Source organism: Actinomadura sp. B10D3, from assembly GCF_039871695.1.
In the GTDB taxonomy this organism is placed as follows: Bacteria; Actinomycetota; Actinomycetes; order Streptosporangiales; family Streptosporangiaceae; genus Spirillospora; species Spirillospora madurae.
This window is the reverse complement of sequence record NZ_JBDPLY010000018.1, coordinates 23,324-39,899: the sequence shown is the minus strand read 5'-3', so window position 1 is coordinate 39,899 and position 16,576 is coordinate 23,324. Positions and strand designations below refer to the sequence as shown.

At 72.5% G+C, this 16,576-nt stretch carries 12 protein-coding genes; 9 read left to right on the top strand and 3 right to left on the bottom strand.

What is annotated here, in order from left to right; genetic code table 11:
• Window positions 1-144 precede the first annotated feature (144 nt).
• The 3 genes from ABGB11_RS25240 (at window position 145) to ABGB11_RS25230 (ending at window position 4,822) form a co-directional block, all read left to right on the top strand.
• Window positions 145-2,178, top strand: a complete 2,034-nt coding sequence (locus ABGB11_RS25240; RefSeq protein ID WP_347636508.1) for an APC family permease — start codon at window positions 145-147, stop codon at window positions 2,176-2,178.
• Entirely contained in the window at window positions 2,171-3,508 is a 1,338-nt protein-coding gene (locus ABGB11_RS25235) for a class I SAM-dependent RNA methyltransferase (protein WP_347636507.1), read from the top strand. Before ABGB11_RS25240 ends, ABGB11_RS25235 begins: the two co-directional genes overlap by 8 nt.
• A gap of 126 nt (window positions 3,509-3,634) precedes the next feature.
• Window positions 3,635-4,822 (top strand): GNAT family N-acetyltransferase, encoded by a 1,188-nt coding sequence (locus tag ABGB11_RS25230; RefSeq protein ID WP_347636505.1) that lies wholly within the window; start codon window positions 3,635-3,637, stop codon window positions 4,820-4,822.
• Window positions 4,823-4,990: 168 nt separating this feature from the next.
• On the opposite strand, the gene ABGB11_RS25225 is transcribed toward ABGB11_RS25230, so the two are convergent.
• Window positions 4,991-6,019, bottom strand: coding sequence for a glycoside hydrolase domain-containing protein (locus ABGB11_RS25225; protein WP_347636504.1), 1,029 nt, complete (start codon window positions 6,017-6,019; stop codon window positions 4,991-4,993).
• A 213-nt stretch (window positions 6,020-6,232) separates the two neighbouring features.
• Here ABGB11_RS25225 and ABGB11_RS25220 point away from each other — a divergent pair, with 213 nt between their 5' ends.
• Both ABGB11_RS25220 and ABGB11_RS25215 read left to right on the top strand, forming a co-directional pair.
• On the top strand, window positions 6,233-7,069 hold the full coding sequence (locus tag ABGB11_RS25220) for a hypothetical protein (RefSeq protein WP_347636503.1): 837 nt from the start codon (window positions 6,233-6,235) through the stop codon (window positions 7,067-7,069).
• A gap of 42 nt (window positions 7,070-7,111) precedes the next feature.
• Window positions 7,112-8,038, top strand: coding sequence for an LLM class F420-dependent oxidoreductase (locus tag ABGB11_RS25215; RefSeq protein WP_347636501.1), 927 nt, complete (start codon window positions 7,112-7,114; stop codon window positions 8,036-8,038).
• Between the two features lie 73 nt (window positions 8,039-8,111).
• On the opposite strand, the gene ABGB11_RS25210 is transcribed toward ABGB11_RS25215, so the two are convergent.
• Window positions 8,112-9,818: an MFS transporter gene (locus tag ABGB11_RS25210; protein WP_347636500.1), complete on the bottom strand. Its 1,707-nt coding sequence runs from the start codon at window positions 9,816-9,818 to the stop codon at window positions 8,112-8,114.
• A gap of 173 nt (window positions 9,819-9,991) precedes the next feature.
• On the opposite strand from ABGB11_RS25210, the gene ABGB11_RS25205 reads away from it, so the two are divergent.
• Window positions 9,992-10,729, top strand: a complete 738-nt coding sequence (locus ABGB11_RS25205; protein WP_347636499.1) for a TetR/AcrR family transcriptional regulator C-terminal domain-containing protein — start codon at window positions 9,992-9,994, stop codon at window positions 10,727-10,729.
• Here ABGB11_RS25205 and ABGB11_RS25200 read toward each other — a convergent pair.
• On the bottom strand, window positions 10,702-11,556 hold the full coding sequence (locus ABGB11_RS25200) for a TIGR02452 family protein (protein WP_347636497.1): 855 nt from the start codon (window positions 11,554-11,556) through the stop codon (window positions 10,702-10,704). The two genes, ABGB11_RS25205 and ABGB11_RS25200, sit on opposite strands and share 28 nt — an antisense overlap.
• A gap of 118 nt (window positions 11,557-11,674) precedes the next feature.
• Here ABGB11_RS25200 and ABGB11_RS25195 point away from each other — a divergent pair, with 118 nt between their 5' ends.
• From ABGB11_RS25195 to ABGB11_RS25185, 3 genes are all read left to right on the top strand, one after another.
• Window positions 11,675-12,499 carry a DUF3152 domain-containing protein gene (locus ABGB11_RS25195; RefSeq protein ID WP_347636496.1) on the top strand — a complete coding sequence of 275 codons (825 nt, stop codon included), beginning with the start codon at window positions 11,675-11,677 and terminating at the stop codon, window positions 12,497-12,499.
• 68 nt (window positions 12,500-12,567) lie between these two features.
• Window positions 12,568-14,001, top strand: a complete 1,434-nt coding sequence (locus tag ABGB11_RS25190) for a 3' terminal RNA ribose 2'-O-methyltransferase Hen1 (protein ID WP_347636495.1) — start codon at window positions 12,568-12,570, stop codon at window positions 13,999-14,001.
• Window positions 13,998-16,559: a polynucleotide kinase-phosphatase gene (locus ABGB11_RS25185; protein ID WP_347636493.1), complete on the top strand. Its 2,562-nt coding sequence runs from the start codon at window positions 13,998-14,000 to the stop codon at window positions 16,557-16,559. Before ABGB11_RS25190 ends, ABGB11_RS25185 begins: the two co-directional genes overlap by 4 nt.
• Window positions 16,560-16,576 lie beyond the last annotated feature (17 nt).

Below are 16,576 nucleotides of genomic sequence, written 5' to 3'. Positions count from 1 at the left end.
CCGGGCTGCAAACCTACACATCCCCCCAGCCGAGCACTACCCGACCGGGCCGCCGTGGGGGCTCAGACGACAGTACGCGCAGCTCAGAGCGCCGGGGGCGGTCGGCGGCGGGGGCGTCACCGGCACGGGCTAGAGTCTCGTTGCGTGTCAAAGGTTCCGGACCTCGCGAAGAGGCTCCTCCTCGGCCGTGCGCTGAGCAGTTCACAGCAACACGAGCAGCTGCTCAAGAAGCGGATCGCGCTGCCGGTCTTCGCGAGCGACGCGCTCTCCTCGGTGGCCTACGCGCCGCAGGAGATCCTGCTCACCCTCGGCGCCGGCGGGCTGGTGATGTACCACTACACGCCGTGGATCGCCGCGGCCGTCGTGGTCATCCTGCTCACCGTGGTCGCGTCCTACCGGCAGAACGTCCGGGCCTACCAGAGCGGCGGCGGCGACTTCGAGGTCGCCACCACCAACCTCGGCGGCAACTGGGGCGTCCTCGTGGCGAGCGCGCTGCTCGTCGACTACGTGCTCACCGTCGCGGTGTCGGTGTCGTCCGGGGTGGAGAACCTCGGCGCGCTGCTGAACTTCATGCGGCCGCACGAGGTCGGGGTCGCCATCGGCATCGTGGTGCTGCTCACCCTCGGCAACCTGCGGGGCCTCAAGGAGGCCGGGGTCGCGTTCGCGATCCCCACCTACCTGTTCATGTTCGCGGTCATCAGCATGCTGGCGTGGGGCCTCGTCCGGCTGGTCTCGGGCGCCGAGCTGGAGGCCGAGACCGCGCACTACGAGATCCGCGGCGACGAGACCGACCTCGCCGGGCTCGCGCTGGTCTTCCTGCTGCTGCGGGCGTTCTCGTCCGGCTGCGCCGCGCTCACCGGCGTCGAGGCGATCAGCAACGGCGTGCCCGCCTTCCGCAAGCCCAAGGGGGAGAACGCCGCCACCACCCTGCTGATGCTGGGCCTCGTCGCGATGACGATGTTCGGCGGCGTCACCGCGTTCGCCTACGTCACCGACGCCAGGTTCGCCGAACCCGACCAGGGCAGCCACCTCGTCGACCCGGCCACCGGCCGCGAACTGCACGACGCCGACCCGGTGATCGCGCAGGTCGCGCACACCGTCTTCAGCAACTTCACCCCGGGGTTCGCGCTCGTCACCGCGATGACCGCGCTGATCCTCTTCCTCGCGGCCAACACCGCGTTCAACGGCTTCCCGGTGCTCGGGTCGGTCCTCGCGCAGAACCGCTACCTTCCGCGCCAGCTGCACACCCGCGGCGACCGGCTGGCCTACAGCAACGGCATCATCATCCTCGCCACCATGGCCGGGCTGCTGATCTACGCCTACGACGCGTCGGTCAGCCGGCTGATCCCGCTGTACACCGTTGGCGTGTTCGTGTCGTTCACGGTCAGCCAGGTCGGCATGGTCCGGCACTGGAACCGGCTGCTCGCCACCGAGAACGACCCGGCGCAGCGGCGCCGGATGAAGACCTCCCGCGCGATCAACGCGTTCGGCGCCACCCTCACCGGCATCGTCCTGGTCGTCGTGCTGATCACCAAGTTCGCGCTCGGCGCCTACATCGTGTGCATCGCGATGCCGCTGCTGTTCCTGCTGATGAAGGGGATCAGGCGCCACTACGACCGGGTCGCCGAGGAGCTGGTGCCCTCTGGCGAGGACGTCGCGCTCCCCGCCCGCAACCACGGCATCGTGCTCGTCTCCAAGATCCACAAGCCGACGCTGCGGGCGCTCGCCTACGCCCGCGCGACCCGGCCGTCCACGCTGGAGGCGGTGACGGTCGCGGTGGACGCCGAGGAGTCGCAGCGCCTCCAGGAGGAGTGGGACGCCCTCGACATCCCCGTGCCGCTCAAGATCCTCGACTCGCCGTACCGGGAGATCACGCGTCCCGTCCTGTCGTACGTCAAGAGCGTCCGGCGCAAGAGCCCCCGCGACGTCGTCACCGTGTTCATCCCCGAGTACGTCGTCGGCCACTGGTGGGAGCAGCTGCTGCACAACCAGAGCGCGCTGCGGCTGAAGGGCCGGCTGCTGTTCCAGCCGGGCGTCATGGTGACGAGCGTCGCCTGGCAGCTCCAGTCCTCCGACCGGTTGAAGGCCCGGCCCGAGCCGCCGGGGCCGGGCTCCTCCCGGCGTCCGCCGCGGACCGGAGCGCGTCCCGGTGCCGGTAGTGTTTCGGACCGTGACTGAACTCGAACCCGACGTCCTCGACCTGGAGGTCGGCAGCGTCGCCAACGGCGGTTTCTGCGTCGCCCGGCACGAGGGCCGCGTGGTCTTCGTCCGGCACGCCCTGCCCGGCGAACGGGTGCGAGCCCGCGTCACCGACCGCACGAAGAACTTCCTGCGCGCGGACGCCGTGGAGATCATCGAGGCGTCCCCGGACCGGGTCGAACCGCCGTGCCCGTTCGCCGGCCCCGGCCGCTGCGGCGGCTGCGACTGGCAGCACGCCTCCCTGCCCGCCCAGCGGGCGCTCAAGGCCGCGGTCGTCGAGGAGCAGCTGCAACGCCTCGCCGGGATCACGCGCACGGTGGTCGTCGAGGAGGTCCCCTACCCGGTCGACGGCGAGGTGACCCCGCCCCCGGGGCTCGGCTGGCGCACCCGCGTGCAGTTCGCCGTCTCCTCCGGCGCCGTCGGCCTGCGCCGGCACCGGTCCCACGACATCGAGCCGATCGACGAGTGCCTGATCGCCCACCCCGGCGTGGAGCTGATGGGCATCGAGCGCAAGCGGTGGCCGGGCGCGACCGGCGTCGAGGGCGTCGTCTCCGCCACCACCGGCGACCGGCTGGTCGTGCTGCGCGGGCGGGACCGCCGCAAGATCCGGGTGCCGCGGCTGGACGTGCCGGTCCGGCTCGTCCGCGGCAGGCCCGAGCCGGGCGCCGCGCTCCCGTACGTCCGCGAGGAGGTCTCCGGCCGGCTGTACCAGGTCAGCGGCAGCGGCTTCTGGCAGGTCCACCCGGGCGCCGCGCAGCTCCTGGCCGGCGCCGTGCTGGACGCCCTCGAACCGAAGCCCGGCGACATCGCCGTCGACCTGTACTGCGGCGTCGGGCTGTTCGCCGGCGTCCTCGCCGACCGCGTCGGCCCCGACGGGCTCGTCGTCGGCGTCGAGTCCGACGGGCAGGCCGTCCGCGACGCCCGCCACAACCTGCGCGACCTGCCGAACGTCTCGATCGAGCGCGGGGCGGTGGAGGAGGTCGTCGCCGACCTGGAGTTCGGGCGCGCGTCCGCCGGGTCCCGCACGCAGAACAAGCGCGGCACCGGCCACCACCGCGGCTCCCGCGTCCGGCGCGCCGACGTCGTCGTCCTCGACCCGCCGCGCACCGGCGCGGGCCGCGACGTCGTCGAGCACATCACCCGCCTCGCCGACCGCAAGATCGCCTACGTGTCCTGCGATCCGGCCACCCTGGCCCGCGACCTCGCCTACTTCGGCGAGCGCGGCTGGACGCTGGAGACCCTCCGCGCCTTCGACGCGTTCCCGATGACGCGCCACGTGGAGTGCCTCGCGACCCTGGTCAGGGGCTAGCGGCGGGTCGCCGCACCAGCGGCAGGAAGATCGTGTGTGCCTGGTCCTGCCGGGCCGCACCGAGCCCTCGTCCGTCGTACGGTGACCAGCGGAAAACCGGTTGCGGCGGGGGCATAGCGTGGAGATGTGATCGAGATCAGGGACGTCCCGGAGGCCGACGCCGTCCGCATGCTCGACCTTGCGGGGGTGGTGTTCCACCTCCCCATGGACGACGCCGACGAGGAGCGGGACGGCTGGCCGCTCCTGCGCGCCGAGCGCATCGGCGCCTACGACGGCGGCACGCTCGTCGGCCAGCTCGGTGCCCTGCCCATGCGGCTCGCGGTGCCGGGCGCGCTGCTCGACTGCTCGGCGGTCACGTTCGTCGGCGTCCTGCCGACGCACCGCCGCCGCGGGGTCCTGACGTCCATGATGGACCGGATGGACGCCGACGCCATCGCGGCGGGACGTCCGGTGGCCGCGCTCTGGGCGTCCGAGGGCCGCATCTACGGCAGGTACGGCTTCGGCCTGGCCACCCGCGCGATCGGCCTGGAGGTCGACTCCTCGCGCCCCCTCGATCTGCGCACCGTCCCCGATGACCGCCCGCTGCGGCTGGTCGACACCGCCTCGGCCCCCGACCTGCTCGGCCCGATCCACGCCCGCTCGCTGGCGACGCGCCCGGGCGGCCTGGTCCGCGACGCCGACTGGTGGACGCGGGCGATCCTGCGGAGGACCGACCGGGACGCCGAGGGGTACACGGCGCCGCGCGTCGTCCATCACCCCGCCGGCTACGCGGTCTACCGGACCCGCGGGGGGACGATCCGGGTCGCCGACCTCGTCGCCGACACCCCGCAGGCCGAGGCGGCGCTGTGGCGGTTCCTGGCCTCGATCGACCTGTCGTCCCGCGTCGTGGCGCCGAACCGCCCGGTGGACGACCTGCTCCCGCACATGGCCGCCGATTCCGACCAGGTCAGGGTCACGCACGGCTTCGGCGCCCTCTGGCTCCGGCTGATCGACGTGCCGGCCGCCCTGCGCGCCCGCTCCTGGGCCACCGAGGACACCTTCGTCCTGGGGGTCGGCGATCCGCGCATCCCGAGCAACGACGGACGCTGGCGCCTCGGCACCTCCACCAGCGGCGGCGCGTCCTGCGAGCCGGCCACCGAGGCGCCGGACCTGACCTTGACGGCGGCCGACCTCGCGTCCGTCTATCTGGGCGGGCAGGACCCGGTCACGCTGACCAGGGTCGGCGCCGTGACCGAGCACACGCCCGGCGCCGCCGCCCGCCTGGCGGCCTCCCTGGCCGTTCCGCTGGCCCCCTACATCAACGACGACTTCTAGGCAGCCGACAACATCCCCGCCGCCGGACGGGCGGAGAGACAAAACGCCTGCGGAGGGACCGTAAGCCCCGCCGCCTAGCGGAGGGCAGTACCCCGTGAAACAGGAAGCCACAGAAGTGCCACGCACGCGGCACAGGCTGAATCCCCGGCCTTCAGGCCAGGGAGCGCGTCAACGCCAGAAGAAGACCTTGGCGCTGCCCTGGGTGAGGGTGGCGGCCTCGGAACCGCGGTGCAGCAGCTGGAACCGCACCCGCTTGCCCGCCTCGACGGTGTCGGCGGCGAGGTTGTAGACCAGGTTGGTGCTCTCGCCGGAGGAGACGAAGTCCTGGACGGGGCCGGCCTGGAACTTGCCGGTGTCCTCGATCTCCACCTCGACCACCCGGGCCTGGATGAGCGTGCCCGCGGGGACGCCGCGGACGGTGGTGCCCACGGACAGGCTGTATCGGGCCGAGCCGGTCAGCAGGCTCGGGCCGCCCGGGTCGTTGTGCTGGTGGTGGCTGTCGGAGTACTCCTTGCTCCAGGTGACGTTCGTCCACGTCCCGGGAGCGAGTTGCTGCTCCTTGCCGCCGGTTCCGACGGACACGTAGTCGGGCATGTCGTCTCCCTCGGGCGAGACGCCGACGCGCCACTGCCCGTAGTCGCTCTTGACGGCGCGGTCGTAGTCGACGCCGACGCCGTTGATCGTGTGGTCGTTGGAGTACTGCTGCAGCTGTGCCCGCGCGTCCCACCTGCCGCCGGACCAGGCGTACGTCTGCCAGCCGAAGGCGATCTTCTTCGCGTCGAAGGCGCGGTCGATCGGGCCGTAGCCGCCGTAGAGTCCGACCCGGTCGCGGCCGATCACGCTCGCCGCGCCGTCGAGGTAGGCGTTGATCTCGTCCTGCTGGCCGGCGGAGGCGTCCCAGTCGGCGGCGAAGTAGATGGGCCGGTCGTCCGGCATCCCGCACGCCTCGGCCTGCGCGGCGGCGTCCCTGGCGTCGGCGACGCCGGCGGAGCGCCCGGCCAGGGGGCGCTTCGCGGTCGACTCCCAGACGACGACCAGCCAGATGCCCGCCGCGGACAGATCGTCGGCCTCCGCGCGCGTCAGGTTCTTGCCGGTCGTGTCGTGCGACAGGTAGCGGCACGCGAACTTCGCCCCGGCGCGTTTCAGCGCGTCCGCGCCGGGGCGGCCCCACGCGTAGTCGACGCCGAAGACAGCCATGTCAGCTCCAGGGTCAGGGGTAGGGGTCGACGCCGATTCAACAGCCAGGGACGCCTGTGGCGCAGGAGATTGGGGAGGTTCAGGCAGGATGAGGACGCACGGTAACAGTTGTGTTACCGTGCGTGACGGCACGTCATTTGGGTGCCGGGTGGAAGGCCCGGCGCCCGCCGGACGGACGTGCCCGTCGAATCTTCGCAGGTCACGGGGGGCAATGTGATCCGGACACTGAAGGGGCGCGGCCTGGTCCTGCTGGCCGCCGCTCCGCTGCTGGGAGGTGTGGCGGCGGCGCCGGGAGCGCATGCCGACGTTCCCGTCCCGGCGGTGCACGAGGGGGGCCAGGATGCCGCCTCGAAGCCGCCACCGCGGCAGAAGGCGCACGGCAAGCACAAGTCGAAGAAGCACTCGTCCAAGAAGCACAAGTCCAAGAAGCACTGCCACGAGCACGGCAAGAAGCGCGGTAAGAAGCACAGCGGAAAGCACAAGGCTCACGGCAGGAAGCACAAGAAGCACTCGCATCACGGTGGGCAGGCGGGCGAGCACAAGGCCCATGTGTCGAAGCACCAGGCCCGCGGCAAAGTGGTGCTCCACACCGACGGACCCGAGAGGGCGGTGGTCCCCGGACGCACCTACGAGTGGTCGTTCGACGTGCTCGCCAAGGGGCCGCAGAAGTCGGCCCAGGCGGTGTTCCTGATGACGCTGCCGCGGTCGCTGGTGTTCGTGTCCGGCGGTCGCTGCAAGGCCACCGGGCGGACGGTCGTCTGCAATCTGGGCACCCTGAAGCACGGGCGGTGGGCCGAGGGCGAGTTCAAGGCGAAGGTCTCCGAGCGCGCGAGGTCGGGGCAGAGGATCGCCCTGCGCGGGACGGTGATGTGGGGCTCGGCCGTCGACGCCCGGAGCTTCCCGGCGGTGCACGTCGTGAAGGCCGCCGCCGGGCGCGGTCACGCGAAGCCCGCCAAGAGCAAGCCCTCCGGGCACGCGCACGCGCGGCCGTCGGGGTACGTCCACACGAAGACGCCTCCGGACAGGGCGCGGCTCGCCGGGACGTCCTGACCCGAGGCGCGGCCGGCGCCGGGTCCGTACGAGGATGGGGTCATGCGACTTCGGATCTTCACCGAGCCCCAGCAGGGGGCGACCTACGAGACACAGCTGGCCGTGGCCAAGGCGACGGAGGACCTCGGCTTCGACGCCTTCTTCCGCTCCGACCACTTCGTCAAGATGGGCGACGTGACGGGCGAGCCGGGCCCGACCGACTCCTGGATCACGCTGGGCGCGCTCGCCCGGGAGACCAGCCGGATCAGGCTCGGCACGCTGGTGACGGCCGGGACGTTCCGCTACCCGGGTCCGCTGGCCATCTCGGTCGCGCAGGTCGACCAGATGAGCGGCGGGCGCGTCGACCTCGGGCTCGGCACGGGCTGGTTCGAGGACGAGCACACCGCGTACGGCATCCCGTTCCCGAGCCTGGCGGAGCGGTTCGAGCGGCTGGAGGAGCAGCTCGAGATCGTCACCGGGCTGTGGGGGACGCCGGCCGGGGAGACGTACTCGTTCAGCGGGAGGCACTACGCGCTGTCCGACTCGCCCGCGCTGCCGAAGCCGGCGCAGGCGGGCGGTCCGCCGATCATCATCGGCGGGATCGGGGCGAAGCGGACGCCGCGGCTCGCGGCCCGCTACGCGGACGAGTACAACGTCCCGTTCCACCAGGTGAAGGACACCAGCGGAGCGTTCGACCGGGTGCGCGCCGCGTGCGCCGAGGCGGGCCGGACGGAACCGCTGGTCTACTCGGCCGCCCAGGTCGTCTGCTGCGGACGGGACGAGGCGGAGGTCAAGCGCCGCGCCGACGCCATCGGCCGGGAGGTGACGGAGCTGCGCACCAACGGGCTGGCGGGCACGCCGGGGGAGCTGGTCGACAAGATCGGCCAGTTCGGCGGGCTGGGTGCCGAGCGCATCTACCTGCAGGTTCTCGACATGCACGATCTGGACCACCTGGAGCTGCTGGCGGCCGAGGTGCTGAGCAAGGTCTGACAGGCCGGACACGGTGCGGGCCCGCGGCGGGGGAGTCCCCCACCGCGGGCCCGGTCTTTCCAGACGGGCTCGGTCAGACGGGCTCCTCTTCCGGGCGGGGGTGCATCGGCAGCAGGAACGTCGCCAGGAAGGTGAGGCCGAGGAGCCCGACCTCGACCCACAGCGTGATCTTCATGGCGTCGCTGAACCCGGCCTTGGCCGAGTGCTCGGCGGCGTCCGCGACCGCCTTCTGCACGGCCGGGGCCGACTGCGGCGCGGCGCCGATGGCGGCCCGGACGTCGTCCTGCAGCCGGTGGCAGGACGCGGGAACGGTGGCGGCGTCCTTGGCGGTGGCGCTGTCGTGGCCGCAGTCGCGCACGCCGTCCGCGATCCGGTCCTGCCGCGCCGCGGGGACGGACGCGGCGGCGAGCCGCCCGCGCAGCCCGGCGGCGCCGTCGTCGGCCTCGGCGGCGACGTGCCCGCCGAGGAGGCCGAAGAAGATCGTGCCGAGGACGGCGGCGCCGAGCGCGGCCCCGAGCTGCTGAACGGCGGTGAGCGTGCCGCCCGCCGAGCCGGTCTCCGCGGGTTCGACGGCCCCGAGGACAGTGTCGAAGAACGGCGCCATCAGCAAACCCATGCCGAGCCCGGTCACGGTCAGCGCGGGGGCGAGCTGCCACGCGGTGACGTCGATCCCCGCGTACTGGAGGGTGGCGAAGAACCCGGCGACGCCGGCGGCCATGATCACGGCGCCGGAGTGGATCACCGTCCGGCCGAACCGCCGCACGGCCTGGGCGACGCCGAACCCGATGACGATGCCGATCGACCAGGGGATCTGCGCGAGTCCCGTCTTGAGCGGGGAGAACCCGAGGCCCATCTGGAAGAACAGCGACAGCACCAGGCCGAGGCCCGCGACGCCGGAGAAGAACACCAGGCCGACGACGAGCCCGCCGGTGAAGCCGCGCTTGCGGAACAGGCTCGGGACGATGAGCGGGTCGCCTCCGGCGCGCTGCTTGCGGGACTCGTACCGGGCGAACACGCCCCAGACGAGCAGGGACGCGGCCATCATGGCGAACGTCCAGGCGGGCCAGTCGTGCTCGCGGCCCTGGACGAGCGGGTAGATCAGCAGGCCGGCGCCGACGGACGCCAGGGCCGCGCCGGTGAGGTCGAGGCGGGAGGCGTGCTCGGCGCGCCCGGCGGGCAGGAACCGCAGCCCGGCCAGCACGGCGGCGGCGCCGAGCGGCAGGTTGATGAGGAAGATCATCCGCCAGCCGGTGCCGAACAGGTCGGCGTCGATCAGCCAGCCGGCCAGCACCGGGCCGCCGACCGACGACAGGCCCATCACCGGCCCGAACAGGCCGAACGCGGCGCCCATCTCCCTGGCCGAGAACATCTGCTTGATCATCCCGATGCCCTGCGGCAGCATCAGCGCGCCGAACAGGCCCTGCACGGCGCGGGCGCCGACCAGCATCCCCGGGGAGACGGCGATGCCGCACAGCAGCGACCCGATGGTGAAGCCGGCGGCGCCGACGAGGAACATCCGCCTGCGCCCGTAGAGATCGCCGAGGCGCCCGCCGGTGATGAGGCCGACGGCCATGGCGAGGGTGTAGCCGGCGGCGAGCCACTGGATCGTGGCGGCCGATCCGCCCAGCTCGGCGCGGATCGTGGGGGCCGCGATGTTGGTGATCAGCGCGTCCAGCATGTCCATGATCTCGCCGGCGAGGATCACGAACAGGGCGACCCAGCGCCAGCGGTAGCCGGCGTCCCCGGTCCCGTGCCTGGGGGGCGTCATCGTCTCGGTCATCGTCATCTCCCGAAGGGGGAACAACATTCGTTGTGACGAACACTGTTTTTAGCTAGGAACAGTGTTCGTGTCAAATACGATGTTCGCGTCGACTCGAATTTCTCTCTCAAGTAGAGAAGATATATCGCGATCCCGGATAGTCAAGATGTATCGCGAGATTGGGAGGTCCCGCCGTGGGCACCGCGCACCCGGCCATGCCGACGCCGCCCGGACGCAAGGCCCGCAGGGCCGCGCCGCCGAAGCAGCCCCTCACACAGGAGGCCATCGTCGAGACGGCGATCCGCGTCCTGGACGCCGAAGGGCTGGAGGCGGTGACCATGCGCCGCGTCGCGCAGGAGCTCGGGACCGGCCCGGCGTCCCTGTACGCCCACGTGTCGGGCAAGGAGGAGCTGCGCGAGCTGATGCTCGACCGGGTCGCCGCCGAGGTCCGGCTCCCCGTCCCCGACCCGGCGCGCTGGCAGGAGCAGCTGAAGGACCTGGCCCGCGAGATCCGCCGCGTCTACACCTCGCACCGCGACATCGCGATGGTCTCGATGGGGCTGATCCCCACCGGCCCCCACCTGCTGGACATCGCCGAGGCGCAGCTCGCCCTCATGCGGGCCGGCGGCGTCCCGAAGCGGGTCGCCGCCATCGCCGTCGACACCCTCGGCAGGTTCCTCGACGCCGAGGCCATCGAGGAGACCGCCTACGTCGCGAAGACGCCCGCCGGGCAGGACGCGTGGGAGCACTTCCAGGAGTACTTCGCGCAGGTCCGCGACTACTTCTCCGCGCTGCCGGCGGACCGCTACCCCACGATCGCCGGCATGGCGGACGAGCTGCTGGACGAGGGCGGCGACGGGCGGTTCGAGTTCGGCCTCGACCTGCTCGTCAGGGCGATCGCGTCCTACGTCGAGGAGCCCGGCCCGTCCTGACCGAAGACGCGCTGGAAGGCGGCGTGCCTGGGGGAGCCGGCGGCGGTGTCCCAGACGGCGAAGACGACGTGCTCGAACCGTCCGGCGAACTCGCCGCCGGGACGCAGCGCCTCGGCGAAGACCTCGGCGACCTCCGCCGGGTCGTTGCGGAAGACGCCGCAGCCCCAGGCGCCGAGGACGATGCGGCCGTGCCCGTGGGCGAGCGCCACGGCGAGGACCTTGCGGGCGCGCAGCCGGAGCACCGCCGGGATCCGCTCGGCCTGCGCGGCGTCCCGTATCGCCCCGCGGTTCGGGGCCGCGGACGTCAGGAACGCGATCTCGTACGGCTCCTCCAGGAGGCGCCCGGCATCGTCCCTGAACACCGGCACGCCCGGTGAGTAGATCATGTGGTCGCTGTAGAGGAGGTCGCGCTGCGCGCGGTGGAAGTCGTAGTACTCCCTGGCCGAGCGCAGCGACTCGTACAGGCCGGACGAGCGCGCCAGCCCCTCTTCCTGGGCGTGCGCGCCATTGAGGAACCCGCCGCCGGGGTTCTTCGCGGAGGCGAAGTTCAGGGCGAACGGGACCGTCCCTTCACCGCGCAGCCGGCGCGCGGCGGCGAGCGTGGTCTCGCCGGTGACCTCGATGACGGTCCCGGTGCCGCCTCCGCCCGCGGGGAGGTTCTGCAGGAGCGCGTCCAGCTCGTCCGGCCGGTACAGGACGGTGTCCTGGACGGCGCGGGCGAGGCCGCCGGCGATCGAGACGGTGCGGCCGGAGGGGGCCGTGTAGTCGCCGCGTTCGAGGATGGCCACGGTCTCCTGCGCGGTCCTGCGGCGGGGGTGTCTGCTCATGGCACCTCGGATTCTGCTGGCCCGGAAAACCCCGTTGCAAACCGTTTTATGATCATTTCTGGCATGCTGGCTCGCGATGCAGCCCACACGAGCGCGTAGCGGTCGGTCCGGCAGGGGGATGCCCGGCGACCTGGACGCGGAGTTCGAGAGGGCGCGACGGGGACGGGTCCGCGGGACGATCGCCGGGGTGCTGGCGCTCGTGCTGGTGGTCGCCGCCGGCGGCGCGCTCGCCTGGTACATGCGGCCGGGCTCGGAGGTGCCCGGTGTCACGTCCGCCGGGAGCGGCGGCGCTGACAAGGGCGACCGGGGGAGCCAGGCCCGGGTGGAGACCGAGCCGTCCGACCCGCCCCTCGTCAAGCCCGCGCGCCCCCCGTACATCCCCGCGAAGGGGTCGGGGAAGTTCTCCCGTCCCGCCTCGACCGGCAAGGCGCACGGGCGCGGGAAGCTCATGCGCTACATGGTCGAGGTCGAGGGCGGCCTGCGGCAGGACCCCGTGGCGTTCGCGCGGAGCGTCGACGAGATCCTGGCCGACCCCCGGGGATGGACCGCCGGAGGCCGGTGGTCGTTCAAGCGCGTCAGCTCAGGCCCGTACGACTTCGTGGTGAAGCTGGCCTCGCCCGGCACCGTCGACCGGATCTGCGGCGCCTACGGGATGACGACCGAGGGCAAGGTGAACTGCAGCGCGGGCAAGCAGGTCGTCGTCAACCTGAAGCGCTGGCTGCTGCTCACCACCTACTATCGCGGTCAGCCCGAGCACTACCACGCGCTGACCATCAACCACGAGGTCGGCCACCGGCTCGGGTTCGGGCACATGACCTGCGCCGGGCGAGGCCGCCCCGCGCCCGTGATGCAGCAGCAGATCTTCGGGCTGAAGGGCTGCCGGATCAACGGCTGGCCGTACGACCGCAAGGGCCGGTTCGTGAAGGGACCCTCCGTTCCCTGACCGGCTGTTGAGCCCGTCGCGTCGGAAAAGGAATGTGGGCGTCCGGCACGGTCCGTCACACTTGGGGCGTGCTTTTGACGATCACAACGACGATGGACCAGGCGACCGACCTGGGTTTCCTCCTGCACAAACATCCGGACCGCGTGCAGCGGTTCGAGCAGTCCTTCGGGACGGCGCACGTCTTCTACCCGGACGCGGACGAGGGGCTCTGCACCGTGGCGCTCCTCCTCGACGTCGACCCGGTCAAGCTCGTGCGCACGCGGGGCAGGAACACCCCCGACTTCTCTCTCGGCCAGTACGTGAACGACCGTCCATATGCCGCGTCCTCCCTGCTGGCGTCGGCCATGGCGAACGTCTTCCGCACCGCCATGCGGGGGCGCTGCGACCTGCGCCCCGAGCTTGCGGAAACGGCGATACCGCTCGAAGTCGTCCTTCCAGCGCTGCCGTGCAGAGGCGGCCCAGGGCAGGCGGAGCGCTTCTTCGCACCGCTCGGCTGGGACGTCTCGGCCGTGCCCGTTCCCCTCGACCCGGAGTTCTCCGAGTGGGGCGACTCCCGGTACGTGACCCTCACGCTGTCCGGGACGCTGCGGCTGGCCGACGCCCTCAACCAGCTGTACGTGCTGCTGCCCGTCCTCGACGACTCCAAGCACTACTGGATGGCGCCGGACGAGGTCGACAAGCTCATCCGGGCGGGGGAGGGCTGGCTCGCCGCGCACCCCGACCGCGGGGCCATCACCCGCCGGTACCTGGCCAACCGGCGCGGTCTCGTCCGGTCCGCGCTGGGACGCCTCGCCGACGCGGAGGACGCGACGGACGAGGCGCTCGACCCCGCGGAGGTCGAGGAGGAGGCGCCCGCCACCGAGGAGGATCAGGACCAGGCGTCGCAGGGGGAGAAGTCCGTCCCGCTGGCCGAACAGCGTCTGGAGTCGGTCGTGCAGGCGCTGCGCGAGGAGAACGCACGGCGCGTCATCGACCTCGGCTGCGGCTCGGGGAAGCTGCTCGCGCGGCTCGCCAAGGACGACTTCTTCAACGAGATCTCCGGTTCGGACGTCTCCCACCGCGCACTGGGCCACGCCTGGCGGCGGCTCCGCTGGGACAAGGAGCCGCGGCCGGCGAACGGCCGCGTCCACGACGTCTTCCAGGGCGCCCTGACCTACGCCGACGAGCGGTTCGGCGGCTACGAGGGCGCCGTGCTGATGGAGGTCATCGAGCACGTCGACCCGCCCCGCCTCGGCGCGGTCGAGCGCGTCGTGTTCGGGCACGCCGCGCCCCGCGTGGTGGTCGTGACGACGCCGAACGCCGAGCACAACGTCCGCTACGAGGGGCTGGCGCCGGGGGCGATGCGCCACCCCGACCACCGCTTCGAATGGACGCGGGCCGAGTTCCGCGCGTGGGCCGACCGGGTCGCCGCCGACCACGGCTACCGCGTCCGCCACGTGCCGGTCGGCGCCGAGGACCCCGAGGTGGGCGCGCCGACGCAGATGGGGGTGTTCACCAAATGACCGAGATCCGGATCCCGGAGATGGGGCTCGTCGTGCTGGTCGGCGTGTCCGGATCGGGCAAGTCGCATTTCGCGCGCAAGCACTTCCGTCCCACCCAGGTGGTGTCGTCGGACTTCTGCCGCGGGGTCGTGTCCGACGACGAGAACGACCAGTCGGCCACCGGCGACGCGTTCGACCTGCTGCACTACATCGTGGCCAAGCGGCTGCGGCGCGGCCTGCCGACCGTGGTGGACGCGACCAACGTGCAGCCCAAGGCGCGGGAGTCGCTGCTGCGGATCGCCAAGGAGCACGACGTGCTCTCGGTCGCGATCGTGCTGGACGTACCCGAGAGCGTCGCGGCCGAGCGGAACGCGGCCCGGCCCGACCGCGACATGGGGTCGCACGTGCTCCCGCGCCAGCGGCGCGAACTGCGGCGCAGCCTGCGGTCGCTGGGGCGTGAGTTCCGCCGCACCTACGTCCTGACCGGGGTCGAGGAGATCGACGCGGCGACCGTCACCTACGAGAAGGCGTGGACCGACAAGCGGGAGCTCACCGGCCCGTTCGACATCGTCGGCGACGTGCACGGCTGCCGCGCGGAGCTCGAAGAACTCCTGCGGGACCTCGGCTACGAGATCCGGCACGACGCGCGGGGACGCGCCGTGGGGGCGAGCCACCCGGGCGGGCGGACCGCCGTCTTCGTCGGTGACCTCGTCGACCGCGGGCCCGACACGCCGGGCGTGCTGCGCCTGGTGATGGGCATGGTGGCCGCCGGCGACGCGCTGTGCGTCTCGGGCAACCACGAGGCGAAACTGGTCCGCGCCCTCCGCGGCCGCAAGGTGCGCCTGGCGCACGGGCTCGCCGAGTCGATGGAGCAGCTCGGCGCGGAGGACGACGACTTCCGCGACGGCGCGCTGCGCTTCATGGACGGCCTCATCAGCCACTACGTCCTGGACCGGGGTCGCCTGGTCGTCGCCCACGCCGGGCTGAAAGAGGACTACCACGGCCGCGCGTCCGGCCGCGTCCGCTCGTTCGCGCTCTACGGGGACACCACGGGGGAGACCGACGAGTACGGCCTGCCGGTGCGCTACCCGTGGGCGCGCGACTACCGGGGCAAGGCCATGGTGGTCTACGGGCACACCCCCGTCCCCGAGGCGGAATGGATCAACAACACCATCTGCCTGGACACCGGCGCCGTCTTCGGCGGGAAGCTGACCGCGCTCCGCTATCCCGAGCGCGAGCTCGTGTCGACCCCGGCCCAGAAGGTCTGGTACGAGCCCGCACGGCCGCTGGAGGCCGAGCGGGACGCGGCGGCGAGCGCGGGCGGGCACCGGGAGAACGACGTCCTCAACATCGGGGACGTCCTCGGCAACAACGGCGTCGAGACCCGCCTGATGGGCCGCGTCACCGTCCGGGAGGAGAACGCGCTGGCCGCGCTGGAGGTGATGAGCCGGTTCGCCGTGGACCCGCGCTGGCTCGTCTACCTGCCGCCCACGATGGCCCCGGCCGAGACGTCGTCCCTCCCGGGCTTCCTGGAGCACCCGGCGGAGGCCCTCGCCGCCTACCGGGACAAGGGCCTCCAGCGGGTGGTGTGCGAGGAGAAGCACATGGGCTCGCGCGCCGTGGCGGTCGTCTGCCGCGACGCCTCGGTCGCCGCGGAGCGCTTCGGCGTGACCGACGGGACGACCGGTGCCGTCTACACCCGGACCGGGCGCTCCTTCTTCCGCGACCCGTCCCGGACGGACGAGGTGCTCGAGCGCCTCCGGGCCGCGATCGGCGCCGCCGGGCTCTGGGACGAGCTGGAGACCGGATGGCTCGTCATCGACGGCGAGCTGCTGCCCTGGTCGGTGAAGGCCATGGACCTCATCCGCACCCAGTACGCCGCGACCGGCGCGGCGGCCCGCGCCGCGCTGCCGGTCGCGTCCGGCGTCCTCGCGCGGGCGGGGGCGCGCGGTCTCGACCTCGGCGGGCTCGAAGGGCGCATCGGCCGGCGCGCCGCCAACGCGTCCCTGTTCCGGGACGCCTACGCGCGGTACTGCTGGACGGTGGACGGGCTGACCGGCCTGCAGTTCGCCCCGTTCCAGATCCTCGCCGGGGAAGGCCGTTCCTTGGCGGAATCGCGCGACCACGACTGGCACATGTCCGTCGCCGGCCGGCTGGCGGAGGGCGACCCGAGCGGGTTCGTCCGGCGGACGCGGTCGCTGGAGGTCGACCTGAACGCGCCGGACGCGGAGGCCGGCGCCGTCGAATGGTGGGAGAAGCTCACCGCCGCGGGCGGCGAGGGGATGGTCGTCAAGCCGCTGGGCCCGGTTCCGGAGAACGGCAGGATCCAGCCGGGCGTCAAGTGCCGCGGGCCGGAGTACCTGCGGATCATCTACGGCCCCGACTACCTGGAGCCGGAGAACCTCGACCGGCTCCGCCGCCGCTCGCTCGGCCGCAAGCGGTCCCTGGCGATGCGCGAGCACGCGCTCGGCATCGAGGCCCTGGCGCGCCTCGCCGGCGCGGAGCCGCTGTGGCGCGTGCACCAGGCGGTCTTCGCCGTCCTGGCGCTGGAGTCGGAGCCGGTCGACCCGCGCCTGTGACCGGCTCTCCGCCGCGG